The following is a 24797-nucleotide window of genomic DNA, read 5'->3' on the forward strand; positions in this document are numbered from 1 at the left end:
CACATTTTTCTTTCTCGTATCCTATTCATCTATTTTAGCTAGCAAGCCCAAGGATGTCAAGCCGGACATCCTTGGGCAAATGCCATTCTTACTCCCATGAAGCTTACCATTTTTCTTCAGACTGTGCCTCAGTTGTTTCTTCAAAACTTTCATCCATCTCAAGGGAATCTTCATCTAACACATCATATTCCAAATCCTCAGCATCAACTTCCAGCTTATTGTCATCATCATCCTCTGAGGGCTTATTCATTAACGTGACAGCAGAAGATCGCCGAGAGACTTTTGCCGGCTCCCAAACCTTTAGCCCCCATTCTCCCCGCCCGAGAAATGCAAAACGAGTATCAAGGTTAATCTTGGTCAGCGCCTCGGCAATCCTCACAGCCTCCTTGGATATCCCTAAATGTTGGAGGACTTGATCAATTAAATTTTGATAATGCATAGGGTTACCATGGGCTTTTAGAACCTCATAAGCAATATCTGCCTCTGTCGGTTTATCCTTTTTACTTAAAGAGTGGCTCAAAGCTCCACCGCCCTTCGTCGTTTTGAATATCACTATATTCGGTCCGCCCCTAAATATTTCCTGCTAATCGCTCCTTCAAACCATAAAAATAATCTCAGGAAACTCACATTTTTTCCGGGGCAGAAACACCTAGAATACCTAACACATTAGCAATAATTTGTTTCGCAGCGCGAACCAAGCTAAGACGGGCTCTGCGCAAGGCCTCATCCTCAACCAACACTCTTTGGCTGTTATAGAATGTATGAAACAAGGCCGCTAAATCAAGCACATAACGGGCCAAACGATGGGGTTCCAATAATCGAGCTGCCGCCGCAATCTCCGTTGGCAAATCCGCCATTTTTTTGAGAAGGTCTCGCTCCTCTGAAGTCGTTAATAATTTAAGGTCTTCTTCAGATGGATTGCCGACATTGCCGAGCTCTTGGGCCTGCCTTAAAATACTGGACAAACGTGCATGAGCGTATTGAACATAATACACAGGATTATCTGAAGATTGAGCCTTTGCCAAATCCATATCGAAATCCACAGTGGAATCCGGATCCCGAAGATTAAAGAAGAAGCGTGCGGCATCTTTTCCAACCTCATCCATGAGCTCCCGCAGAGTAATATATTGTCCGGAACGTTTAGACATTTTAACGACTTCGCCGCCCTGAATCAAGCGGACAAGCTGCATTAAGATAATGGTTAAATTGTCCGCGTCATACCCTAAGGCAGACATCGCCCCCTTCATCCGTGCGACGTGTCCATGATGATCAGCACCCCAAACATTGATAACTTGATCAAAACCACGATCAAATTTATTACGGTGATAAGCAATGTCCGCCGCGAAATAGGTCGGAGTTCCATTACTCCTAACGACTACTTCGTCTTTCTCATCCCCGAACAATGTTGACTTCAGCCAAAGTGCCCCTTCTTTTTCATAAATATAGTCTTTCTTTTGAAGGTCTTCCAAGGCTGAACGCACGGCCCCGGAATCATGAAGAGATTGTTCACTAAACCAGACATCATAGTTGACGCCAAAATCTTCTAAGGTCTCCCGGATATTCCGCATTTTTTCATCAAGAGCATACCTCACCAGAAATTCCCGCCTTAAGTTGGGTTCCACGGAGAGATATTTATCTCCGACTTTAGAAATTAAGCCTTTCACTGTCGTAATCAAATCTTCTCCATGATAGCCGCCTTCCGGAAAAGGAGCATCTTGGCCTAATTGTTGCAAATATCGAGCTTCTAACGATAAGGCAAAGTTTTGAATTTGGTTTCCGGCATCGTTAATATAAAACTCACGGGAAACTTCATATCCAGCCATAGCGAGTAAGGAAGCGAGGCTGTCGCCGAGAGCCGCCCCGCGAGCGTTACCCATGTGTAATAATCCTGTCGGGTTAGCACTTACAAACTCGACCTGAACTTTCTGGCCCTTACCCATATTAACCTGCCCGTAGCGTTCCCCCGCTTGAAGTATTTCATTTATAACACCCGTAAGCCATAATGGATTTAAACGTAAGTTAATAAAACCAGCCCCGGCAATTTCAGAGGCTTCAATCCAAGTGCCTGTTTTATCCAGATGTTGAATGAGCGTTGCGGCGATGTCCCGTGGAGAACGTTTCGCTTGCTTAGCCATGACTAAAGCTAAATTCGTGGCAAGATCTCCGTGCTGCCGTTCCCTTGGCTCTTCTAAAACGAAGTTAGGGAGTTCCTCGAAGTTTAGTTCCCCTTTTTCTTTGGCACTGTTTGCAGCCTGTTCCAAATGACTAATTATTTTTGTTTTAATATCCTCATAGAGACTCATTGAGGGTTATCCTCCTTTATGGTTACCCACAGCAAATTATGACTTACAAAATTATCATCGACAAAAAGGTCATATTCTAGACTAATACGTCCCCTCTGCGCTGTCAAGTCACTCTCAACACGTTGTGGCAAAACCCTCAGCCACAGTTTCCCGTATGGTGTAGAATATTTGCTGATGCTTCGAACACCAACTTGAAATTCTTGCAGTAAATCGACAGAACCTTTACGATTCAACGTTACACAACCCTTTTTACAGGTCAAAAATGTCGTTACTTCTTCAAATCCACTGACACTTTTCGGTTCTTTATAGACAACAGTGAAGGCGTTGTTCCTTTCATAAAAAGTTCCCGGCACAGACAATTCCTGCTGATCTTCGTGGCCTTCAGAGTACTTTTGGCTGCCCAAGATTTGTACAGTCACTTTCTTTTGCAAATGAGTTAACCCCTATCTATTAAAAATTATAATGCCTATTCTCGCTTACAATGAAAAACTCCTTCATAAACGTTTAAATTCCCTTTTAAATTACAAAATCCTAAATAACCTGTTCTTTTATCCTTAATATTGAAGAGCGAGAGGGGACCGTCCCTCTCGCCAATTGACACTTGATCTTAAATTTTAGCCAATCGTAAGACTTCCGCTTCTACAAGTGGGAGTGGTTGATGTTCAGCTTTAGCTGAACGAGTTCACTGCAGATACTCTCCACGCGGCGTCTTGATAATTCGCTGAATTTTTTCCTCAGTACCATTTTGGGCATTAAGATAAATGAGATAATCTTCACCCTGATATCGTCCCCGAAACTCATATGCATAAATTTCCTGATTACCGCTTTTGGCAATAACTGCCAGACGACTCTCTTGTATTTTAAAATTGGTGCGAAGTTTTTGTACGGCCTGGTTCATAGTAATCTTTGCCGGAAAGGTTCTTGTATGATGGAAGGCATAATAGGGTGCTGCATCAAGTCCAACCAGCTGTCCGTTATCTAAAGCCACCATTAATCGGACTTTATCTGGATAAAGTCTTACACCATTCTGCTCAGCGACTGCATCAAATTCTACATAGGATCCGAAGTCCTCACTTGAAGTAATCACAAGATTCCAGCCAAGAGTTGTCAAAATCTTCTTAGCCCTCTGAGCAGCATCGTCAATACTTAGGGTACGTGGATTAATAGAACGTTGGTCCCGATAAAGGGTTACGACACCTCCTTGACGGCTGATCTCAAGGTAGGCATCCTTGTATTTCCAGGAATATCCTTTGAAATCGCCATTGGTTTCTCCGACAAAGCCTGGAGCCGCATCGGCATAACCTACTTTGGTTAAAAAGCTCCGCGCTGCACTTTGGGCCTGTGTTTTGTTGACCTGTCCCGTCGGAAGACCCAGGGGTTTCTGGACAACCCTTGATGAATACTCACCAGTATAGGTGAAAGGAGGTAATTTTTGCAGACTTGCATCTAACTGATCTAATCCCGATCTAACGGATTTAGACGACGCTTCCGAGCCGTCGGCTGCTGCTTCTGCGATTTGCGGCCCTCCAAACCCTAACTTTTGTCTCAGGGAGGGTCCAGGATCTGTCCAGGCTAAATTCTCTGTATCGATCCTCGACATAAGGGTTTGAACCTTTTGATTGACAGGTATCAATTGATCGTGCATCGCTTGAAGAGTTTTCGTATCATCGGCTGTAATCGTCCCTCCACCTGCCACTTTCTGGGCCAATGTCCTCGTAAAATCACCTGACTGCGTTAAAAACTGTCCAATGTAACTCAATCCCGCTTGATCAGCAGGAAGCTGCGAATAATCTTTTAGAGCACCTTCACTTTTACTCGATACCTCACTTAAGTAATATATCTGCTGGTTGGGAGTATTGGCAACGTTGCCCTTCGCCATAACTGTCTCCATTTGATCGAGATGACTCGCAAAATCGCTGAATGCCCTGCGGCTATTATTTTCCGAAGCAAGACGATAATCCCCTGCCAGGCGATATTCATTAATCCCCCAGCCTAAGGAGATCAAAAGAGCAACAGCCAAAGTTCCTATCCATATTCTTTTATGCATGTCTCTTCCTCCTACTTCGTAAAAATATGATTTCCTATTTTGACGAGCTCAGGCCGGGACCAAATATATTTATTGGTCGTTTTTGCGGGGTTAAAAAAGAAGAGTGCACCTTTTGAAGGGTCAACCCCGCTTGCCGCTTCTTGAGCTGCGCGAAGGGAAGAAGCTGTCGGCGACAAATTAATTTGCCCATCATTAACACTTGAAAAGGCACCCGGCTGATAAATAATGTCGGCTATTGTCTTGGGGAAAGCAGGATCTGATATTCGGTTAAGGATAACCGCAGCAACAGCAACCTGTCCTAGATAAGGTTCACCTCTGGCCTCACCATTTACCGCATGGGCTAATAGATTAATATCAACATTCTTATAACCAATAGCCTTCCCCGAAGCGTTCGTACTTTGTCCCGTTAAACGTTTTAGTTCGCTGATAGTTTTAGTCCCTGCCAAACCATCAACCTTTATACCGTGATCTTTCTGAAAGTTACGTATTGCTGCCTCAGTTTTGGTACCGAATTTCCCATCGATGGGACCGACACCATAACCTAACTGTGCCAGCCCCTTTTGCATTTCTTGAACATCCGGGCCGCTGCTCCCTCTGCCCAGCAAGCGATCCCCTAAAGCCCCATAAGCAATGCCTGTTAGGGTAATACTAAGAATCAATCCCACGATGAGAACAATCCACCGAGATCTAAAACGCAAGATCATACCCTCACCTCACTTTTTAATAATCATTAGTGTGGCAAAAGAGTAAGAAAATTATCCAACATATCTTCGAAATCTTCCGACCGAATAAACTGCTATTGATAAAATAATTGGCAGGTACTTTTTAAAAGCTTGTAGAAAAGATGTCAAAACAAAACAATTATTGGAGGGGATACTGTGAATTATGAAGGAATTCTCTATCGTCCGCCCAGTGAAGCCAGAAGCCTTATTCTCCAAATTACCGTCGGCTGTCGCCACAATGCCTGTACTTTTTGCACCATGTATAAAGACAAAACCTTTCGCATAAAATCGCGTTCAGAAATTAAGGCTATGATCACTGAAGGCTTAGTCCAGAACCCAAGAGCAGAGCGTGTTTTTTTGGCGGATGGGGATGCTCTGGCTGTTGACACCTCTCTGCTTCTGGAAATTCTCGATCAACTTTATGCAAACTTCCCTAACCTTCAACGAGTCGGCATTTACGGAGGGCCCAAGGATATTCTCGCTAAAACACCTGAAGAGTTGGCCTCCCTGAAAGCACATGGGCTAACTATCGTTTATTTAGGTGTAGAAAGCGGAAATTCTGAAGTGCTAAACTTTGTCCGTAAGGGGGTCGACCCAGAACAAATGATTAATGCCGGTCGTAAGCTCAAAGCAAGCGGCCTGATTGTCTCTTGTACTGTGATTATTGGTTTGGGCGGAAAGGCCTTAACCCAGGCTCATGCCCGCGATACTGCCCTGGTCATCAGTGAGATAGATCCTCAATATTTAGGTGCTTTGACCCTGATGGTAGAACCGGAAACCCCCTTGTACGAAGTTATTCAGCGAGGTGAATTTCAGCTTCTTGATCCCTGGGAATCTTTAACTGAACTCAGATCTATGCTGGAGAAACTTGATGTTTCCCACTGTATTTTCCGGAGCAATCATGCTTCCAATTACCTGCCTCTTCGCGCTGCGCTTCCTGAGGACCGCACCTCAATTCTAAAAACCCTTGATACAGTTTTAGAAAACTCTGCCCTTGACGAATTGCGTCCGGATTATTGGCGAGGACTCTAAGAGAACTTACGCTAAAACAGAAGGCAAAGAATCATTTTAACCGATTCTTTGCCTTCTGCTTGACGTTATCACCAATTGTAACATTTCTTCAACTGCTCGTTCTGCGGAATGTCCTTCAGAGACCATTGCCGCTTTAGTACGCATCCTTTCGATCTCCTCAGGATGTTCTAAAAAGTAACGCAGCCTTTGATCTAACTCTTCCTCACTTTCAGCGATGCATCCAGCCCCAACCTCTCTGATATACTGTGCGTTTTCTTCCTCTTGTCCGGGAATCGGCCTGAAAATTACCAGAGGCAAGTGTTTCGTCAAGGCTTCCGATACCGTTAATCCCCCAGCTTTCGTAATAATCAAGTCAGAAACAGACATCAATTCTTCAACATTATGTGCAAATCTATAGCGCAGCAAGGGATTTCGGGCCTCTGCGATCACTTCGTCTAAAGAATTATAGAGTTTGTCATTATGTCCACATACAATAAGGCATTGAACAGGTACTTGAGAATTAGCCAGCTTCTGGCAAATTCTTTTGGTGCTTTCACATACTCCATAAGAACTGCCCATGAATAAGACGGTTGGTAGACCTAGCGTTAATCCCAATGTTTTACATATAGACAAACGATCGGCATTATATTCAAATCTTGGACTAACAGGAATACCTGTTACATGGATATTTTGAGCCTGTATCCCCCAAGACATCAACAGATCCTTAACTTTAGCACAAGCTACTATATAGCAATCAACTCCCGGGTGAACCCAATGGCTGTGGGCCGTATAATCTGTGATTACTGTAGCCACCGGAACAAGCAGAATCTGTTTAACTCTTAATTGGGCGAGAATCGAAGATACAGTCGGGTAAGTACAAACAATTAAGTCCGGTTTAACTTGCTGAATGTAATTGAGAAAATTACTCCGCCCAATTTGATTTAACAACCGTTGACTCATCGATTGCGGCTGCTTCTTGCCCGTTTTATAATAAAAACGGCCCCAGAGTTTTGGAGCTCTTCTGAGAAGCCCGCTATAAAAATCTTTTATGATGGAGTTAACTCTTATATTTAAAAATGCACCGAAATCCAAATGAATAATTTCAGCAGAAGGCACTTTCATCTTTATTCCTTCAATAACGGCTTCAGCCGCTCTCAAATGTCCATTGCCAAACGAGGCGGAAAATACGAGAACCCTAAGTTCTTTCAAAGTCGGCCCTCCCTCTCATAGACTAACCTGATACGAATCTTATCTTCGTGGTACCTGTTTCTATTATAGGGATTACCCTTCAAAAAAGAAAGGAAATTAAAAGTATCTGCTAAATTAAAACACTTTCTTAACAACCGTCAAGAAGAATCAGCAAAATAACAAAGGAGCACAAAAATCATGCGTAAAACCAATGCTGCACGTATCCTCGATCAATTGAAACTATCTTATGAACTTAAAGAATACCCTGTCGATGAATCAGACTTATCGGCAATTTCCGTTGCTCAAAAGGTAGGTCTTCCCATCGAACAAGTTTATAAAACCCTAGTCGCCCGCGGCGATAAGACCGGAGTCATTGTAGCCTGTATCCAAGGTGATCTTGAACTCCATCTGAAGGCTCTTGCCGCTCTGAGCGGAAATAAAAAAGTAGAGGTTGTCCCTCTTAAAGAAGTCCAACCTCTGACCGGATATATTCGGGGCGGTGTATCGCCGCTTGGCATGAAGAAATCCTACCCCACCTTTATTGATTCTGCAGTTACTGTCCAAGAAAAGGTTGCTGTCAGCGCCGGTCTGCGCGGACTTCAGATCTTCCTGCCTTCATCCGACTTAATTAAGGCTGCAAAAGCACAAGTCGGCAAGATCACAACCGAACCCAGCTAATTTATCCAAGCGTAAGACTCCCGCTTCGAGAAGTGGGAGTCATTCCCATGCCTTACTTCGGAAGTTCAAAGGAGCTTTTCAGAGATACAATACGATTGAACACGAGATGATCCGCTGAAGAATACAAAGGATCAACATTAAAATAACCATGCCTAAAGAATTGGAATTTGTCTTGAGATTTTGAGGTTTTCATAGTTGGTTCTACAAAACCATCAGCGATCTCCAAAGAGTGGGGATTAATATGCTCTAAAAAGGAAGTTCCATCATCGGTCTCATTTTCTAAAATCAGAGGTTCATATAAGCGAAATTCTGCCGGGACAGCATGTCGGGCATCTACCCAGTGAATCGTACCTTTAACTTTTCTTCCCGTAAAGCCTGTGCCGCTCTTAGTTTCCGGATCGTAGGTGCAATGGAGCTCTATTACTCTCCCAGATTCATCCTTAACAATCTCATTACATTTAATGAAATAGGCATTTTTCAAACGTACTTCGTTGCCAAGATAAAGCCGATGATATTTTGGCGGCGGATTCTCTGCAAAGTCATCCTGTTCAATATAAATCTCCCGGGAAAAAGGAATCATGCGAACACCCATTTCCGGATTTTCGGGATTGTTTTCCGCTTCCAGCATCTCAGCTTGATCTTCCGGGTAATTCGTAATGACTACCTTTAACGGCTTCAGAACGGCCATAGTGCGCGGTGCTTTGAGTTTTAAATCTTCTCGAATAAAATGTTCCAGCATTTTAGTGTCAACCACACTGTCTGCTTTCGCAACCCCTATTTCCCGGGCAAAATTGCGCATTGCCTCAGGAGTATACCCTCTTCGTCGAAGCCCGGAAATCGTCGGCATCCGCGGATCGTTCCAGCCATCAACAATCTTTTCTTCAACAAGTTGTTTAAGCTTACGCTTACTCATAACCGTATTTGTAAGATTCAAGCGGGCAAATTCATATTGGTGCGGCACGTTTTCCATTTCACATTCCCGCACTATCCAGTCATACAAAGGACGATGGTCTTCAAATTCCAAAGTACAGATCGAATGAGTAACACCTTCAATTGCATCTTCCAAAGGATGGGCAAAATCATACATAGGATAGATACACCATTTATCGCCGGTATTATGGTGGGATGCGTGAGCTATCCTATAAAGGACAGGATCGCGCAAATTAATGTTCGGAGAGGCCATGTCAATTTTCGCCCGTAATACCTTTTCTCCGTCTTTAAAAGCTCCGCGCCGCATTTCCTCGAAGAGTTCCAGATTCTCTTCAACAGATCGCTCCCGCCAAGGACTTGGCTGTCCTGGTTCCGTCAGAGACCCTCTTGTTTTCCTGATTTCCTCTGCAGTCAAATCGCAGACGTAGGCTTTTCCCTTTTTAATTAGCAAAATGGCACGGTTATACATTTCCTCAAAATAGTTCGAAGCAAAAAACAATTCATCCCATTGATATCCCAGCCACTGAACATCTTCTTTAATGGACTCGACATATTCTGTATCTTCTTTTGTAGGGTTTGTATCATCAAAACGCAGATGAGTTTTTCCTTTGAATTCATCGGCCAATTCAAAATTAAGAATAATTGATTTTGCATGCCCTATATGTAAATAGCCGTTAGGCTCCGGTGGAAAACGGGTAACAACATGGTCGGCTTTACCCGCTTTAAAATCTTCAAGAATGATGTTTCTTAGGAAATTCGATGAGGATTTATGTTCCATCATGATCAACCTTTCTAAATCGTGTGATCCTGTTTGTGCTTATTTATCCTTAATATTAAATAATACATTATACCTGAAAAGAGTTCAACTTTATGTTTTGAACTTTATCGTTCTAAACCCACTAAAGGTTCCACTATACTCAGAAAAGCTTGCATCTTAGAAAATAATCTCTGACACAAGCAATTCTTCGCACTCTACCAATAGTATGCAGTTCTTCAACAGTTTATCCAATCGTAAGACTCCGCATCTACGACTGGGAGTGATGCCCGAGTTTACTGAGATTTAATCTCTGTCAATGTCACGGACACATCTAAACTCTTATTATTGCGGAATATTGTAACGGTTACTTTATCCCCTGCCTTATATTTGAACAATTCATGCGTCAACTCCAAAGAGCTCTTAATGTCTTTGCCATTAATTTTTGTGACAATATCGCCTGCTGCAATACCGGCTCTCTGGGCCGGTCCTCCCAAAACGACTTTGGAAACGTAGGCCCCGGCAGGCCAACCTCTTTGACTTGCATATTCTGCTGTGTAGCGCGGGTCGATCTGCACATTTAAGCCTGCATGACTGGCATACCCTTTTGCAATTAATTGTTCAATCGTTGGCAAAGCATCCGAGATGGGGATGGCAAACCCCATTCCCTCAAAGCCCTGTTCCTGATTTTTGGCTGAATTAATGCCGATAACTTGACCTTGATAATTAACAAGAGGACCTCCGCTGTTTCCCGGATTAATAGCGGCATCTGTCTGGATAAGATTAAAACTCGATTCACCAGGAATATCCAATATCCGATTCGTTGCTGATACCACTCCTGTCGTAACAGAACGGGCAAATTCTTGACCTCCCGGATTACCGATAGCCACTACAGGTTCTCCAACTTGAAGTTTTGTAGAATCTCCTTCTTGGGTTGCCGTTAATTTGCTGGTATCGCTTATTTGTACCACGGCTAAATCCGTGCGGTCATCAGCGCCTACTAACTTTGCATTGAGATTACGTCCATCTGCCAGACTGACAACCAGTTTTTCCGCTCCGGTTACTACGTGATTATTAGTAACAATATAACCGTGCTGCGCATCAATAATAAAGCCTGAACCACTGCCTGCTTCTGTTAGGCCTCCACCGCCGAACAACGATCCTTGGGATTGAAAATTGGCGATTCCTACAACGGCAGGGCCGACTGCTTTGGCAATTTGTACTACTGGGAAATTAGCTGTACTCCCTGTATTAATGGACGGAGTTGTTCCCGGTCCGTTTAAAATGACTTGATTCGTTGGAGACGCCTGTTTATTTCCATATACGGAAGGAATTAAGGCAACTGCAATAATTCCGCCTATCGCAGCGCTGATTACGGCAATCACCAGGGTTGAAAGGAAACTTGGCCTTCTTTTCTTTGAGTAATCATTTTGGTCGTTATAATAACTCATAGATACCCTCCTTACCTTAATTATTCCCGCAAAATAATTAGTTCATGCGGAGTATGGCGTGGGGCTACATGTACTTTTACCTCAGGGCACGTTTGGGAAACCTTCGATTCCTTGAGGATATTCAGTACAGTTGACAAGGCGATTTCAGGAGTGTTGTTCTCCTCACTTAGATGGGCCAGCACGACCCGTTGGGTATTCTCTTGAATCCACTCCGTTAATCCTCTTGCCAATTGAGAATTTTCCAGGTGTCCAAAATGTCCGCTGATACGTTTCTTTAAATACGCCGGATATGGACCGTTATGCAGCTTTTCATCATCGTAATTTGCCTCGACAACAAATCCGTCACAGCCCTTTAAATATCGGTTCATCTCATCAGTTATTCTGCCGCTGTCAGTAGCAATTCCCACCATTAAGTGGCTCTTGCCCCCTTTTCCCGGCCGCAGGATTTTTAAGCCATAACTTTCGCAGCTGTCATGAGATGTGGGATAGAGCAACACGTCAAGACCCGCGCAGGTGAAGGACGCACTAACTTCGACACACTGATTCCCCGCAAGCTTTCCTAAGAAACGGCCCATGGCCTTCCATAGACCGGCAGTTGCATAAACAGGAATTTTCAACTTTCGAGCCAGGATACCGACTCCCCGAATATGATCAATATGTTCATGAGTTACGATAATTCCCTCAATTTCCGATTCAGCAATATTAAGCTGAGCAAGATTCGTTAATAAACTCTTGCCGCTTACCCCACAATCCACGAGCAGATGCCTGTGTCCTTCACCGACAAGGATTGCATTTCCCGAACTTCCGCTGGCCAACGTTGTAAAATGCAAGATACGTCTCCTCCATCTGATGTTCTCTAATTCTCTGTGAGTGAGTTACTTACCTGCCGGTGCGGGAGTTGAGGTCCCCTTATTCAGAGCCGGATTTGGGTTGGATATACCACCCGATGTCGCGTTAGATCCTTTAAGCTGACTTTGGGCCTGGCTGATCATGGCAGCAATTTGATCCTTTACCGTACCCGCAGGAGCTGCCTTCTCCGCTTTCTGCCACTGGACAATAGCCCCGGATAAATCGTTTTCCGCATACGCAAGAAATATACCATAATTCACTAAACCATTAACAAAGTCCGGCTTGAGGCTCAAAGCTTCTTGATATGTTTTCTCTGCCAAAGCATTTTGACCGCTCTTAAAGGCTGAAGTTGCCATATCTACCATGACATTGGGATCCTTGTTGACCTTTAAGACGTTTTGATATGCTGCTACCGCCTGCTTATAGTTTTCTGCCGACTCTGAAGGCGCTGCCGTTTCTGCCTCCGAGCCCGCATCATAATATTCATCGCCAAGATCCTTTTGCAGAGCAACGTTGCTCGGATCCTTCTTGGCCCTCGCGGCTAAATCAGCCAAACGCGCCTTCTTTGCCTGATAATCCGCAGCAGTGTTCACGGAATTCGTTGCTGAGTTTTGGTTGGGAACCTGAATTCCGCTGCCGCCAAAAAACAAAGCAAATCCCGAACCTACCATAGCGATGATTATGAGGCTCACGAGAATGATAGCAAAAACGCGGTATTTACCTTTCCTCAAACCTCCCGCCTCCCAATCCTGTTTTCCAATTATTGTAACACACTTGCTTTATCTGCCCAACCCAAAGTTAGTCCAAAAACCATTTTCGAATCTGACATCGCATATCGTAGTAGGAAGTGCTTTCTCCAATATCAGAGCATTTACCCAGGATCAATTGATTAACCCCCAGCCCTTCAGACGTTGTCCCTTCGGGAAGGACCACCGTTTGAGGATGAATATCTTCAGATATAGCTACGGAAGCAACAAGCTGCCCGTACACAGTCTCAATGATTGCCCGGTCGCCATGATTGAGACGATATTTATCCGCTAAATCTGGATGGAGAAACATTATGAAGCCATCATCCTGATGGAACTGAGAATGCAAAGCCTTACCAGGATGGGGAGTAATCAAATGCCAGGGGAATCCAGCCTTATCCTCCTGATCCTCTGTCGGCATATATGTTGCCACCGCTTCCCCCTGTTCTTCGCGGGCAAGTTCTGAAGAGAGTTCAATTTTTCCGCTGGGCGTTTTAAAGTCTTTGTCTTCCCATGCCACTCTAGGTATATAAGGTGCATAGATCGGCCCTTGGGCGAGGGTATCAAGAGTTATCCCATATGCTTCGCTCAAAGGTCCAATGACAAATTCCAGCCATTCTCTTGCCGCGGCATAGGGAAAGTCCTTTTCCAACCCCAGTCTTTTCGCTAATTCAATGAAGATCATTGGTTCCGCTTGAGCCTCTCCCTGGGGTTCAAGAACTTTTTGAGCATAATGAATAAGTGGACTCCACGAGGTCCTCACTAATTCCTCCTCTTCGAAAATCGTCGCCACGGGTAAAACTAAATTCGACTGCCTGGCCGTTTCTGTCAGAACCGTATCTAAAACAACTTTAAAGGGGATCTTTCGCCAAAGCTCTCGCCAGAGCAGGGAATTTGGCTGCTGAACTAAAGGATTGGAACGAGTCACAACCGCTAATTGAACAGGGGGATTGGCTTTAAGGAGTTCTTCCACAAGAATCGGGTGGGGGTAAGTTCTTGACTGATAGCGTTCTGGAGACAGCAGCAAGGAATTCATTTTCCCGCGATGATACTGATGGGCATAATGTACTCCTGCGCCTGCCCAGCCAATATTTCCGCTGATAGCGGCCAAGCCGTCAATAGCACGAACTGTATTACCGCCACTCACATAACGTTGAAGCCCATAACCCAGGATAAAGGATACAGGGCGAGAGTGGCTTATAGATCTGGCAAGGTCTGTTATTTCCTTGACACTTACACCGGTTATGGCTTCCACTTTCTCCGGAGAGAATTCTTTACTTCTTCTGGCAAATTCTTCAAAGCCATGAACATAGTCTTGAATAAAACGTGTATCCTGCCAGCGCTCCCGCAAAATGATATGACTAAGTCCTAAGGCTAAAGCTCCATCTGTGCCAGGTTTTACCTGGTAAAAAGCATCTGCGAACTCCGCACTTTTAACACGAATGGGGTTGATTACCAGAACACGGGCTCCCCTTTTCTTAGCCGCTAAGAGATGGGGTATAAGATGAACGTTCGTCACTGCTGGGTCTCTTCCCCAAAGGACAATGGTCCGAGCATCCTCTAAATCGTCCCGGGAATTTGAATAAACCCCGCCAAAATCTAATTCTTGAGCCCGATATCCTGCACCCCAGCACATGCTCCCTCGTGGTTCCGTGACACCTCCCAGGGCTTGAAAAAACCTCTGGTCCAGCTCCCGGAGGACACCGTTATTTCCATAATCGTAATGATGGAAAATCCCCCAGGGTCCGACGTCAGACAGAGTTTCTTTTATCTTTTCCGTCAGTAGAGCGTAGGCTTGATCCCAGCTCAGCCTTTGCCATCCTTGCCCTTGTCTTAATAAGGGAAATCTCAGCCTATCCGGGGAAAAGACACGTTTTGCCAAAGCCTGTCCCTTCGAGCAGACAAATCCTTTCGTAATACTATTTAAAGGGTCCCCCTTCACTCGAAGACCGTTTTTCGTCCTCTCTACGAGAAAGGCACATCCATCAGGACAATTCAACGGACATGCAGAACGTACCAGTGTCATTACTTGTTCCTCCCAAATATATCTGCCTAAAGCACGGCCATCCAAAAATTACAGTTCGTCACAATTTTGTTGGATTTCTTTAATCTTAACGTATAGAGCCACTTCTAAACGTTTTCTTTGCAGTTTACATCCGAGTTCATATACTTCGGTCAGTTTCTGAGTAAAGGCCGTGTTAGCGGCATGACATCCTCCGCTGCAGGCAAAACGCGCCCAGCAATCCTGGCAGGTTGGTTTAGCATAGATATTCGCGGTGCGGAATTCCCGGACTAAATCCGCCTTAAGCTCTAAGGGATCTTGATCATAAAGAGAGCCAAGTCTAAAAGCCTCTTGCCCGACAAATTGATGACAGGGATAAAGATCACCCTCAGGAGAAATAGCCACATATTCGTGACCTGCTCCACAACCCGACAACCTTTTATGCAGGCAGGGGCCATTATCAAGAGCAACATTAAAGTGAAAGAAATTAAAGCCTCGCCCCTGAGCCCGCCGCTCAAGGATTGCCTCGCCTAAGCGGTCATAGGCCTCATAGATTTTAGCCAAATCCCCTTCTTGAAAAGCATAAGGATCCTGCGGTCCCGCTACAACGGGCTCAACGGAGATTTGCTGAATTCCTAAATCTGCCATGTGTAAAACATCACGGTCAAAGTCACAATTAAAATGAGTATATGTACCCCGCACGTAATAATAGGTACCTATAGCATAGGGCGACGTTTTCGGTCTCAGGGAAGTAAATTGCTGAATTCTCGGCACAACCTCCCCGTAACTTCCGCGGCCATCAGCATGAGGACGCATTCGGTCATGAATCTCCGGTCGTCCGTCAAGACTTAACACCACACTGATTTCCTCTTCTTCCAGGAAATTTTGGATCTCTTCATTCAATAACACACCATTGGTCGTTAACGTAAATTTAATTGTTTTGTTTTGAGCTCGTGCTGCTTTTTTTCCATAGTCAACTAAGGCTTTGACGACACCGAAATTTATAAGCGGTTCTCCGCCGAAGAAATCCACCTCACAATGATCCCTATGTCTTGAGGCCGCTAAAACAAAGTCAATTCCCCGTTTACCTGTCTCCAAATCCATTAATGTTCTGCTGCCCCCAAAAGCCCCGGTTCCGGCAAAGCAGTACTCGCAGCGCAAATTGCAGTCATGAGCAACATGGAGGCAAATTGCTTTGACAATGGGTTTCTCAGGATAAACCGCTGCAATCTGTTCCGGTTCTCCGGAGAACAATGTCCCTTCCTGACGAAGTTCCTCTAATTCTACTAAAATTTCGGAGACTGTTTCGTTATGGGTAAAATTCCCGGCCAATCTAAGCGCCTTTTCCAAAGCTTCCTGGGAAAGATGCCCCTCCGTTGAGTTTACATCCTCCAAGGTTTTTAAAATCAAAAAGGTCTCTTCATCCAGCAAATGAATTGAACCTGAATTAACATCGTAACCGATCAATAAATCTCCCTGTTGGAAACAATGAACATTCTTTTTAAAATTATAACCTTCTAGTTCCTTAAAATTTAACATTGACGTCCTCTCTCTCACTTCTTAGTACATAGTATAAATAGAACAGAACCCAGCCCGAAATGGATTGGGTTCTGAGATCATGTACAAATTCAGAGCTACATTATTTAACACACACTTGGTTACCAACCGTGCAAGATGTCTTGCATGCTGATTGGCAAGAGGTTTGACAATTTCCACAACCTCCAGTTTTAACCGTAGCACTTAGGTTTGCTTTCACAATCGTCTGAATGTGTTTTGCCATTCAAACACCCTCCTCTCGAATCATAGGTAATAATCCATCTTTGATTATATCATATGGACAAGAGAAAAGGCAAAACTTCGCCAAGGCCTTTCATACTTAATATCTTGCCGCTCCTCCCTTTTCCCGGCTGCGTCCTGTCGGAGCGTCATTAAGTATCTTTGAGAAATTACAAGCAATCCTGATTAATCAAAGGACATCGAGTGAATATTTAATTAGTAAGCAAAAATGTTGACGAATTTAATAGATTATACATATAATGAAGTAGACAAAAATCTCTGTTAGGTGAGGCTCCTGCATAAACATAAGCCACTGCCCAGAAATGTCGAGAGACGCCAATTGGGTAGAACAGGTATTACCGGCATAAGGTTTTACTTAATGTGGCTGAGATAACCCTCTACGCTATGCAGTGCTAAAACTCAACGAGAAGGGAGGTCACATGTTTTACCCATGACCTTCTATTTTGTGTAGAGGTCTTTTTTATACGTTCAATTATGAAAAAAGTACTCATGGAACATTATAATTTGGGAAGATTTAAGGAGGTGGTTTTGTGGGTTCTGGCCCTTATCATTTATGCAGTTATTATTTTCTTAAGCCCCAAGGGAGTCTTTTTGCCATAAGTGCCAGACTCCGGCATTAGAAGGAGGGATGTCAATGAACGATTTAAAAGTATTAGGTGAGTTCTACTTCAGCCAATTATCCAATAAACCGATCTGGGATGTTCAAGGACACCGCATTGGCCGATTATACGACCTTGCCATGCGTTGGGATAACCTCTCACCCTTGGTTACTGGTATTCGTTATGCCAAAAAAATTCCCGCCCTTATCCCTATCGAATGGGTCGAGTCCTGGAATCATGCAGGCCTTCGTTTAAATGTTACTTTTGATCCTCAACGGACCTGCCCTTTACACGATAATGAAACCTTTATTGGAAAGTGGCTATTAGATAAACAAATTATTGATCTGGAAGGCTCAAGAATTGTACGAGTCAATGATATCTCATTATCCTGGGTGTCTCGCGACGACCACCAATTTATTGTCCTGGTTGCCGTCGATATCGGAATTCGAGGTCTATTCCGCCGTTTGGGTGTTGAATTTTTACTAAATCGACTTAACAATAACTTTGTCGGCTGCCAATATATCAAACCCCTGGAGAATCGAACCTCCTCTCTCCAACTGACGCGGGAAAAGGAACAACTTCGCCAGCTTCACCCTGCAGACATTGCCGACCTTATCGAGGAAATGGATTATAGGCAAAGAGCAACCTTTCTTGAAGCTCTTGATTCTCAACAAACTATCGATGCCTTATCTGAAATGGAATTAGATACCCAAGTCGAAATGATTACTCAGATGGACGAAGAACGTGCCTCTGATATCCTGGAGGAGATGCCTGCCGATGAGGCCGCAGATATCTTAAGCGTCTTGTCCGCCGAGAAATCGGAAGAGCTTCTTCGCCTCATGGAATCAGACGATGCCGAAGATGTACGTGAATTGATGCAATATCAAGAAGATACTGCCGGCTCACTCATGACTACCGAATACATTGGCTTACCCGTATGGCTCACGGCCGATCAAGCCATTAATGAATTAAGGCGCCTTGCTCCTGAAGCAGAAACGATTTACTATCTGTATGTTGTTGACGAACAGGAAACCCTTGAAGGCGTACTTTCTCTCCGGGAACTCATCATTGCAGCTCCTGATACCCCGCTCAGCGAACTTATGCATAAAAAAATTGTTAAAATATCACCCTATGATGATCACGAAAAAGTTGCGGAAATCATCCATAAATATGGTCTTCTCGCTGTTCCTGTTGTCAATGATCGTGATCAAGTTTTAGGGATTATCACCGTCGATGACGTTCTGGAATTATTAATGCCGGATCGTCCGCGTGCTGAGATTCACTCTACCCTAATTGCACGCCGGCGGCTGCTGGCGAAAGGGGGGCATAGTGAATGAACCGCAGAGAACGACTTGGACTATTTCTTGCTGTAATGGGGCCGGGGATCGTGACAGCTTTTGCTGATAATGATGCCGGTGGAATCGCAACCTATGCTGCGGCGGGAGCTAAATACGGTTACTCACTTATCTTTACGATGCTCATAAGTACGGTTCTCTTAGCAATTGCTCAAGAAATATCTGCACGAACGGGTGCCGTGACCGGACGCGGTCTCTCCGATTTAATTCGTGAACACTACGGGGTAAAATGGGCTTTCTTTGCCATGAGTGTTCTCCTAATCGCCAACCTTGGCACGACAGCTTCGGAATTTTCCGGTATTGCTACAAGCTTTGAAATCTTTGGCGTCAGTAAATATATCTCCGTACCTTTAATGGGCGCCATAATTTGGTGGCTTGTCATCAAAACAGATTACGGAAAAATTGAGAAACTTTTTTTAATCCTTTGTTTAACATTTTTTAGTTATTTTATTTCTGGGATTATGGTTAACCCTCCCTGGCATCGGGTTTTAATTGAATCAATTACTCCTAATTTTTCCGGAACCCCGGCTTATTTGATGATGGCAATAGGAGTTATCGGTACCACTATAACTCCTTGGGGACAATTTTATGTCCAGGCTTCCGTCGTGGACAAAGGGATTACAGCCAGGGATTATCATTATACCCGCTGGGATGTCTTAATAGGATCCTTCTTTACCGGGTTTATCGCTTTCTTCATCATTGTAGCTACAGCTGCAACGCTTTTTGTCAACAAAATCCCGATTGAAACAGCTAAAGATGTGGCCCTGGCCTTAAAACCTTTAGCTGGAGAATATGCGACGTTTTTGTTCGGTTTTGGTCTGCTCGGAGCTTCAATGCTGGCCGCCTTTGTCCTTCCTCTAAGCACAGCTTATGCCGTTTGCGAAGCCTTTGGTTTTGAACACGGAATTAGCAAATCCTACAAAGAGGCTCCTATGTTTTTCGGCCTTTATACCGTTCTCATCGTCCTGGGAGCTGCCATAGTTTTATGGCCAAATCTTTCTCTCTATCACGTTATGCTGACGACTCAGGTTGTCAACGGGGTACTTTTACCTCCTATTCTTATCTTCATGGTTCTCATTGCCAGCAAAAAAAGCCTTATGGGTGATTTCGCCAATACTAAATTTTTTAACATCATTTCTTGGGCATTCACCATTATCTTAATCATTCTTACCCTTCTTTTGCTTGTTTCAACTATTTTCCCTAATTTCGTTACTATGCTATTCGGAATGATCGGCATGAGTTAGTTTTAGGAAACCGAAATAACAGTAAGGGTCAGTGTTACTGGAACGAGTTCAGTACACTGACCCTTTTGTTTAATTCCCCAAAATAAAAATTACCCCCTATGAAACTGTTGATCATTTGAGGTAAGACTAAAATCTAAAACTATATCCTGGTTTTCGTTAACCGTCCGCTTATGAAGCTAAACTGCCCAATTCTTTCATTAAATAATACTCATTGAGCAGCCTATCCAAACATTGACTCATATTCACAATTTCCGGATCCGTTAGGCTCTTACTTTCAGCGGTATCATTTAGCTTTCTCCGAGCATCTTCAATTAAGGACATCAAGGCATCCATTTTGACAATCGCACCTCTTTTTCTCAATAAAACCGTGAAAAAAAACAACCGTCTTCCTAGGCAATCCCTTTACTGGTATATTTTAGTATATTGTGTTTAAAAAAGCAAGCACAATTATTATTATCCTCGATTTTTGAGATAGCTCAATGCTGCCGATAGGATACGAATTAACTCCTTACTGTCATGCTCTCCAAGATAATTCGTTAAACCCTTTAAAAAATCAAAGTGTTCTATTCTCATTGCCTGAACTATTTCTTTGCCCTTTTCCGTAGCTCTCACCAGCACAACACGCCGATCTGTTGGATCAGCAAGGCGTTCCAAGTATCCTCGTTCTTCTAAGGTATTGATAATGTGAGTAACGCCGGCGGGCGTTATTTGCAGTTGGACACTTAAGTCTGAAACTTTAATTCCTTTGGAATCACGTTCTGTACACTGAATTATAGTATGAAGCAATGTAAATTCACTGGGTCTTATAGCATGTGAAGATTTGATTTGCCCGCCAAACCTCCTAAATTGGGCCATAGTCCGCTCTAATTCCTCCACAATAGCTTCATTTTTATCAAGTTTCACCTTTTACCACCTAATCTCAACGATCTCATTAGTTAGTAAATTATCTAATATGAGTTTATATTTGTCAAGGAAACGCGCTTCTCTGTCCCAAAGGTTATTCTTATCAAACGATTTTATGAGAGTTTGTATTTTCAGAGACAGTAATCTCTGCTCCCTCTATCCAATCAGGCTTTAAAAATTCCCTGCCTTTGATAACCACCTTTTCAGCATATACCTCTACAACTAAGCCCGGAGCTGATTTAAAAATATGCCGTCTGTTTCTGTCAATCGGATAAGCCAGGGATGAACTGTTGACAATTGCATAATTTGCTTCACTGTCCATAGTATTGTAATCAATTTTATAATGAGTATGCCCATTAAATAGAATCACCTCTGGATGTCGCGCTAAAATATCGTTTAGCCTTTGCCACTGAAGGACATAACCGCGCTGAAATCCTCCCAATGCTGCATATGGAATTGGTTGATGGAGAAAGACAAATACAGGTTTATTAGGTGTTCGATCAATTTTAAGTGTGTTTTCAAGCCAATCAAGCTGTGCATCTGATAAATAAGCTGAATCCATGTACCTTCTATCACTCATACGCGATTTTTCAGTCCCTAAAAAAATAAAATGATAATCTTTGATCCAAGTATCTCCATAAACTTTGTCTCTCTTGGCAAACGTTAGAAACCGATTAATAGCCTGATCATCAGTTTCTTCATTAGGAAATGTTCTCGGTGACCAGTATCCATTTCGATAAAAACTTCCGTAAAATTCATGATTGCCAATCGTCCAATAGATTGGATAATTAATTTCCAGTTTATGCCTGTAAAGTTCGTTACTCAGCAAACGATAATCCCATGGTACACCATCGCCCAGGTCACCAACGACAACCATTGCATCTGGTTTGGAATTAAAATTATCCTCAAGTAAGGCAGAGAAATGATTTATAGCGTTCAAGCGGCCAATGTGTATATCACTGACGACAACAAACGATAATTTTGTGTTTTGATTATCCGTCCATTCTTCAGTACGTAATGATTTTGAAATTGCAGCTTTCGGCAGCATTACATTCCAAGATAGTAATGTTCCAACTCCCAACCCCGCCAAACATTTCAAGAAATCCCTTCTTGTCGCCATATTTTTGCTCCTAACTTTCCTACTATTCTGTTAATTATGGCTAAACTTTAAGTGAAGTGCTTGGTAATGAGCTTATAAAATTTGTTATTATTGTCCATAATATCACAAATATCGACACGATTCTATACCCTTTTTTTGTTAATCCCTCAATTATAATTTATGAAAAAGGCATCCCCATTGTGAGTTCCAAAGAACCTGCAGTTGCCGTTGAAGGGGCCGCTGCAATGCGAGCTAAAATAGTTCGTATTGCAGCGGCCCCTTGTTCACTATAATTATCCGTTTGCTTTACTTTGCTAAAACCGTCAATAAAACATTTTCTTCAAAAATAGAAAAGGAAATATTCGCGATATGGTTATCTTTTTGAGCGACAAAATTTATGACTTTAGTTTCCTCGTTAATGGTCCATCCATCCTCAATTAGAATGGCCTTATAAGCCTCGTAAACTACAGTATCCTTTGATTTATGAACAAGATATTTTGCTTTGCCCAAAGGTTCCTCGGTAGTTGCCGGAGTGAACTCAGTGGCTTGCACCCAGTGGTATGACGGAAGATACGGAAATTCTTTTGTACATGGTATTTTTATGTTTGCAGAATCTTTTTTATCATGATTGCTATCCTGATTATCATTTTTAGAGCCAAACACTCTCGAAAGAAGTTTACCCAATAAAATCACCCCGAATATTATTTCTATGATATTTTAATAGCTAATATTTAATGAATTTTATACGCTTTGACTTAAGATGTCAAACTTAATCTCAATTCATTTTGATAAATTGTTAAGCTTCTTATTTTCAAGTACAAACGGCATTAAAAAACGTGAAATTTCCCAACTTCGTTTTGAAGTTCCTCGGCTAAATTGGCTAAACTTTGACTAGCTGACGCAATTTGTTCAATAGAAGCAGTTTGTTCCTCCGTTGCAGCGGATACGGTTTGAGTATGATTTGAGTTTTCCTTGCTAATATTATCAATTTGGCGTATCGAAGCCACAACTTGCTGGCTGCCGTTAGCCATTTGTTGTGTCGTTGCGGAGATTTCTTGTACTTGAGCTGCCACTTCAGTGACCGATTGCGCGATTTGTATGAAAGCTTCACCTGCTTTAGAAACGACCTCAATACCCATTTGTACATCCTTTGCTCCTGATTCCATTGAGCGAACGGCTTCTTCAATGTTGTCTTGATTTTCATTAATCAACGACGCAATTTTGTTTGCAGCTTCGGCGGATTGTTCTGCTAACTTCCGAACCTCTTCAGCTACCACAGCAAACCCCCGGCCTTGTTCCCCAGCCCTTGCTGCCTCTATAGCTGCATTTAAGGCCAACAAATTAGTTTGTCGAGCGATCTCAGCGATGACATCAGTGATCTCTCCGATTTCTTTAGAGCTTGTTGATAACTTATTAATTGCCGACCCTATTTGAGCGGTCCCGAAGGCAACGGTATCCATTTGCTTAACCGCATTTTCTACAGCTTGTTGTCCTTCTTCTGTAACTGAGGAAGCTGATTGGGTATGCTCGGCAACTGTGGCCGCTGTAGCTGCCATTTGCTCGATGCTTGCAGACATTTGTTCAATTGCAGACGAAGTTTCATCGAGAGCACCAGATTCTTCTTCGACACCAGTGGCAACATTGGCAATCGCACTGGCAATTTGAGCTGAAGCCTGGGAACTCTCTTCGGCACTAGCATTCAATTCTTCAGACGATGAGGCAAGCTGCTCGCTTGTTTTAGTAACATGACCAATTAACGTTTTAAGGTTAGCCGACATCATATCAACGGCCTTTGCCAATACACCTATTTCATCCTTAGTATTCAGATTAACTCTTTCTACTGTGAGGTCTCCTTCTGCTATTCGATTCACTTCTGCTACCACTTTCTTAAGGGGAACCGTAATCATTCTTGCAATCAGCCACCCGATAATCAGAGAAATACTCGCCGCAATAAGTGATAAGCAAATTGTAATTTTAGGGGGGATTTGAAAATAACCTGCGGCACCGACTGCTATCATAAAAAGAGACATTAAAATGACAAGGCCTATGATTCTAGTACTTATAGGAAGATCCCTGAACCACTTCATTTTTGCACACTCCTTAAACTCGTCACCCATAGAAGAGGACCAGCTCATTTTTCATTCATTCTATAAATTTCTTAAAATTGAGAAAGAAAAAGCCGCCATACTACGGCGACAAAAGATTCTTCGGGAGTCTGGCAGCCATCAACTCAATTTGGAAGGCCCATAACTTTGCGTCCTTAGCTTTCGCTAAGTTTGCCCTTGTCGAAGTGTATAGTTGATTAATTTTATTGTTACATAATGTAGAATTATTCACAAAGCCACTGGCATTTATATTGTACTCCTTACCACAATGAATAATTTGTCGAACTTTGGTGAACAAAAAGTTTTTATCCTCAAATTTAATGACGATCTCACCTATACAAAAATTGCGAAAAGCTCACAGCACTTTACCAGCAAAATAGACTATCCTCTTTCACAATAAGTTGACATATTTAATCGTAACGCTTATAATTTTCTTTGTCGGATGAACTACTATTGTTCAAACGGAAATTGATAATCTATTAAGCGGACGTGGCTCAGCGGTAGAGCATTGGCTTCCCAAGCCGAGGATCGCGAGTTCGAATCTCGTCGTCCGCTCCATATTGCTTATTAGTCACTGCATAGAGGCAGTGACTTTATTATTTTTTATAGGCCCCCCACTTCTACAAGTGGGGGTAGATCCAAGTTCACTTATTTTTAGATTGGATAAATCATAAATATTTAAACTTAAAAATAATAAAAAAGAGTTCTAACTCTTTCTCAAAGGAAATAGTCAGAACTCTTATTTTGTGATGTTGTTTAGCTGATTGCATAGTAACGTTAAAATGGTGCCTCAGGACGGAATCGAACCGCCGACACGAGGATTTTCAGTCCTCTGCTCTACCGACTGAGCTACCGAGGCATTTTATGGTGACCCGTACGGGATTCGAACCCGTGTAGCCGCCGTGAAAGGGCGATGTCTTAGACCGCTTGACCAACGGGCCTTTTCTCGTGTGGAGTGGCCCTCTGCTTAAAAGCACAAAACCCAGCTCACAGATATGAATTTTACAGGAAAGC

22 protein-coding genes, 3 tRNA genes and 2 riboswitches are annotated in these 24797 nt (G+C 43.1%); of the genes, 5 read left to right on the plus strand and 20 right to left on the minus strand.

Annotated elements, in window-relative coordinates; translation table 11 throughout:
* Window positions 1-103: 103 nt before the first annotated feature.
* From rpoE to sleB, 5 genes are all read right to left on the minus strand, one after another.
* Window positions 104-553, minus strand: a complete 450-nt coding sequence (gene rpoE, locus B5Y67_RS14790; RefSeq protein ID WP_088227195.1) for a DNA-directed RNA polymerase subunit delta — start codon at window positions 551-553, stop codon at window positions 104-106.
* Between the two features lie 70 nt (window positions 554-623).
* Window positions 624-2303 (minus strand): arginine--tRNA ligase, encoded by a 1680-nt coding sequence (gene argS / locus B5Y67_RS14795; RefSeq protein WP_088227196.1) that lies wholly within the window; start codon window positions 2301-2303, stop codon window positions 624-626.
* Window positions 2300-2734, minus strand: coding sequence for a DUF1934 domain-containing protein (locus tag B5Y67_RS14800; protein ID WP_088227197.1), 435 nt, complete (start codon window positions 2732-2734; stop codon window positions 2300-2302). Before B5Y67_RS14800 ends, argS begins: the two co-directional genes overlap by 4 nt.
* A 251-nt stretch (window positions 2735-2985) precedes the next feature.
* Window positions 2986-4350, minus strand: coding sequence for a PepSY1/2 domain-containing protein (locus B5Y67_RS14805; RefSeq protein WP_088227198.1), 1365 nt, complete (start codon window positions 4348-4350; stop codon window positions 2986-2988).
* Between the two features lie 11 nt (window positions 4351-4361).
* Entirely contained in the window at window positions 4362-5054 is a 693-nt protein-coding gene (gene sleB / locus B5Y67_RS14810; RefSeq protein ID WP_088227199.1) for a spore cortex-lytic enzyme, read from the minus strand.
* A gap of 174 nt (window positions 5055-5228) precedes the next feature.
* Between sleB and B5Y67_RS14815 the strand changes: the two genes are divergently transcribed.
* Window positions 5229-6104, plus strand: coding sequence for a radical SAM protein (locus tag B5Y67_RS14815; protein WP_088227200.1), 876 nt, complete (start codon window positions 5229-5231; stop codon window positions 6102-6104).
* Between the two features lie 36 nt (window positions 6105-6140).
* Here B5Y67_RS14815 and B5Y67_RS14820 read toward each other — a convergent pair whose 3' ends face one another.
* Window positions 6141-7292, minus strand: a complete 1152-nt coding sequence (locus tag B5Y67_RS14820) for a glycosyltransferase (RefSeq protein ID WP_088227201.1) — start codon at window positions 7290-7292, stop codon at window positions 6141-6143.
* A gap of 174 nt (window positions 7293-7466) precedes the next feature.
* On the opposite strand from B5Y67_RS14820, the gene ybaK reads away from it, so the two are divergent.
* Window positions 7467-7949 (plus strand): Cys-tRNA(Pro) deacylase, encoded by a 483-nt coding sequence (gene ybaK / locus B5Y67_RS14825; RefSeq protein WP_088227202.1) that lies wholly within the window; start codon window positions 7467-7469, stop codon window positions 7947-7949.
* 52 nt (window positions 7950-8001) lie between these two features.
* Here ybaK and B5Y67_RS14830 read toward each other — a convergent pair whose 3' ends face one another.
* The 7 genes from B5Y67_RS14830 to scfA form a co-directional block, all read right to left on the minus strand.
* Window positions 8002-9657, minus strand: a complete 1656-nt coding sequence (locus B5Y67_RS14830; RefSeq protein ID WP_088227257.1) for a glutamine--tRNA ligase/YqeY domain fusion protein — start codon at window positions 9655-9657, stop codon at window positions 8002-8004.
* Between the two features lie 272 nt (window positions 9658-9929).
* On the minus strand, window positions 9930-11084 hold the full coding sequence (locus B5Y67_RS14835) for a trypsin-like peptidase domain-containing protein (RefSeq protein ID WP_088227203.1): 1155 nt from the start codon (window positions 11082-11084) through the stop codon (window positions 9930-9932).
* A gap of 20 nt (window positions 11085-11104) precedes the next feature.
* Window positions 11105-11914 (minus strand): MBL fold metallo-hydrolase, encoded by an 810-nt coding sequence (locus tag B5Y67_RS14840; protein ID WP_088227204.1) that lies wholly within the window; start codon window positions 11912-11914, stop codon window positions 11105-11107.
* Between the two features lie 45 nt (window positions 11915-11959).
* A complete protein-coding gene (locus tag B5Y67_RS14845) occupies window positions 11960-12664 on the minus strand; it encodes a hypothetical protein (RefSeq protein WP_088227205.1) in 705 nt (234 codons plus the stop codon).
* 67 nt (window positions 12665-12731) lie between these two features.
* Window positions 12732-14705 (minus strand): molybdopterin-dependent oxidoreductase, encoded by a 1974-nt coding sequence (locus tag B5Y67_RS14850; RefSeq protein WP_088227206.1) that lies wholly within the window; start codon window positions 14703-14705, stop codon window positions 12732-12734.
* 48 nt (window positions 14706-14753) lie between these two features.
* Window positions 14754-16220: a thioether cross-link-forming SCIFF peptide maturase gene (gene scfB / locus B5Y67_RS14855; protein WP_088227207.1), complete on the minus strand. Its 1467-nt coding sequence runs from the start codon at window positions 16218-16220 to the stop codon at window positions 14754-14756.
* Between the two features lie 100 nt (window positions 16221-16320).
* A complete protein-coding gene (gene scfA / locus B5Y67_RS14860; protein ID WP_014829485.1) occupies window positions 16321-16461 on the minus strand; it encodes a six-cysteine ranthipeptide SCIFF in 141 nt (46 codons plus the stop codon).
* Window positions 16462-16728: 267 nt separating this feature from the next.
* Window positions 16729-16896, plus strand: a riboswitch (M-box (ykoK) riboswitch).
* A 216-nt stretch (window positions 16897-17112) separates the two neighbouring features.
* Between scfA and B5Y67_RS14865 the strand changes: the two genes are divergently transcribed.
* Both B5Y67_RS14865 and B5Y67_RS14870 read left to right on the plus strand, forming a co-directional pair.
* Window positions 17113-18414 (plus strand): CBS domain-containing protein, encoded by a 1302-nt coding sequence (locus B5Y67_RS14865; protein WP_088227208.1) that lies wholly within the window; start codon window positions 17113-17115, stop codon window positions 18412-18414.
* Window positions 18411-19676 (plus strand): divalent metal cation transporter, encoded by a 1266-nt coding sequence (locus tag B5Y67_RS14870; protein WP_088227209.1) that lies wholly within the window; start codon window positions 18411-18413, stop codon window positions 19674-19676. The genes B5Y67_RS14865 and B5Y67_RS14870 overlap by 4 nt, the downstream gene beginning before the upstream one ends.
* A gap of 168 nt (window positions 19677-19844) precedes the next feature.
* Here the strand turns inward: B5Y67_RS14870 and B5Y67_RS14875 are convergent, their stop codons facing one another.
* The 5 genes from B5Y67_RS14875 to B5Y67_RS14900 form a co-directional block, all read right to left on the minus strand.
* On the minus strand, window positions 19845-20009 hold the full coding sequence (locus tag B5Y67_RS14875) for an aspartyl-phosphate phosphatase Spo0E family protein (RefSeq protein WP_242975984.1): 165 nt from the start codon (window positions 20007-20009) through the stop codon (window positions 19845-19847).
* Window positions 20010-20129: 120 nt separating this feature from the next.
* Entirely contained in the window at window positions 20130-20579 is a 450-nt protein-coding gene (locus B5Y67_RS14880; protein WP_088227210.1) for a MarR family transcriptional regulator, read from the minus strand.
* A 103-nt stretch (window positions 20580-20682) separates the two neighbouring features.
* Window positions 20683-21699, minus strand: coding sequence for a metallophosphoesterase (locus tag B5Y67_RS14885; protein ID WP_088227211.1), 1017 nt, complete (start codon window positions 21697-21699; stop codon window positions 20683-20685).
* A gap of 285 nt (window positions 21700-21984) precedes the next feature.
* Window positions 21985-22362 carry a hypothetical protein gene (locus B5Y67_RS14895; protein ID WP_088227213.1) on the minus strand — a complete coding sequence of 126 codons (378 nt, stop codon included), beginning with the start codon at window positions 22360-22362 and terminating at the stop codon, window positions 21985-21987.
* A 143-nt stretch (window positions 22363-22505) separates the two neighbouring features.
* On the minus strand, window positions 22506-23765 hold the full coding sequence (locus tag B5Y67_RS14900; protein WP_170932698.1) for a HAMP domain-containing methyl-accepting chemotaxis protein: 1260 nt from the start codon (window positions 23763-23765) through the stop codon (window positions 22506-22508).
* 119 nt (window positions 23766-23884) lie between these two features.
* Window positions 23885-23969, minus strand: a riboswitch (cyclic di-GMP riboswitch).
* Between the two features lie 297 nt (window positions 23970-24266).
* Between B5Y67_RS14900 and B5Y67_RS14905 the strand changes: the two genes are divergently transcribed.
* Window positions 24267-24341 (plus strand) — tRNA-Gly (locus tag B5Y67_RS14905).
* A 225-nt stretch (window positions 24342-24566) separates the two neighbouring features.
* Here B5Y67_RS14905 and B5Y67_RS14910 read toward each other — a convergent pair.
* Both B5Y67_RS14910 and B5Y67_RS14915 read right to left on the minus strand, forming a co-directional pair.
* A tRNA-Phe gene (locus B5Y67_RS14910) sits at window positions 24567-24642 on the minus strand.
* A 6-nt stretch (window positions 24643-24648) separates the two neighbouring features.
* A tRNA-Glu gene (locus B5Y67_RS14915) sits at window positions 24649-24724 on the minus strand.
* Window positions 24725-24797 lie beyond the last annotated feature (73 nt).

The organism is Desulfosporosinus sp. FKB (assembly GCF_002196705.1).
GTDB lineage: Bacteria > Bacillota > Desulfitobacteriia > Desulfitobacteriales > Desulfitobacteriaceae > Desulfosporosinus.

Coding starts and splice junctions, on each gene's coding strand:
- B5Y67_RS14805 (WP_088227198.1), bottom strand. CDS start 4,350: ATGCATAAAAGAATATGGATAGGAACTTTGGCTGTTGCTCTTTTGATC.
- B5Y67_RS14870 (WP_088227209.1), top strand. CDS start 18,411: ATGAACCGCAGAGAACGACTTGGACTATTTCTTGCTGTAATGGGGCCG.
- B5Y67_RS14875 (WP_242975984.1), bottom strand. CDS start 20,009: ATGGATGCCTTGATGTCCTTAATTGAAGATGCTCGGAGAAAGCTAAAT.
- argS (WP_088227196.1), bottom strand. CDS start 2,303: ATGAGTCTCTATGAGGATATTAAAACAAAAATAATTAGTCATTTGGAA.
- B5Y67_RS14835 (WP_088227203.1), bottom strand. CDS start 11,084: ATGAGTTATTATAACGACCAAAATGATTACTCAAAGAAAAGAAGGCCA.
- B5Y67_RS14850 (WP_088227206.1), bottom strand. CDS start 14,705: ATGACACTGGTACGTTCTGCATGTCCGTTGAATTGTCCTGATGGATGT.
- B5Y67_RS14865 (WP_088227208.1), top strand. CDS start 17,113: ATGAACGATTTAAAAGTATTAGGTGAGTTCTACTTCAGCCAATTATCC.
- B5Y67_RS14830 (WP_088227257.1), bottom strand. CDS start 9,657: ATGGAACATAAATCCTCATCGAATTTCCTAAGAAACATCATTCTTGAA.
- B5Y67_RS14885 (WP_088227211.1), bottom strand. CDS start 21,699: ATGGCGACAAGAAGGGATTTCTTGAAATGTTTGGCGGGGTTGGGAGTT.
- B5Y67_RS14900 (WP_170932698.1), bottom strand. CDS start 23,765: ATGAAGTGGTTCAGGGATCTTCCTATAAGTACTAGAATCATAGGCCTT.
- scfB (WP_088227207.1), bottom strand. CDS start 16,220: ATGTTAAATTTTAAGGAACTAGAAGGTTATAATTTTAAAAAGAATGTT.
- scfA (WP_014829485.1), bottom strand. CDS start 16,461: ATGGCAAAACACATTCAGACGATTGTGAAAGCAAACCTAAGTGCTACG.
- sleB (WP_088227199.1), bottom strand. CDS start 5,054: ATGATCTTGCGTTTTAGATCTCGGTGGATTGTTCTCATCGTGGGATTG.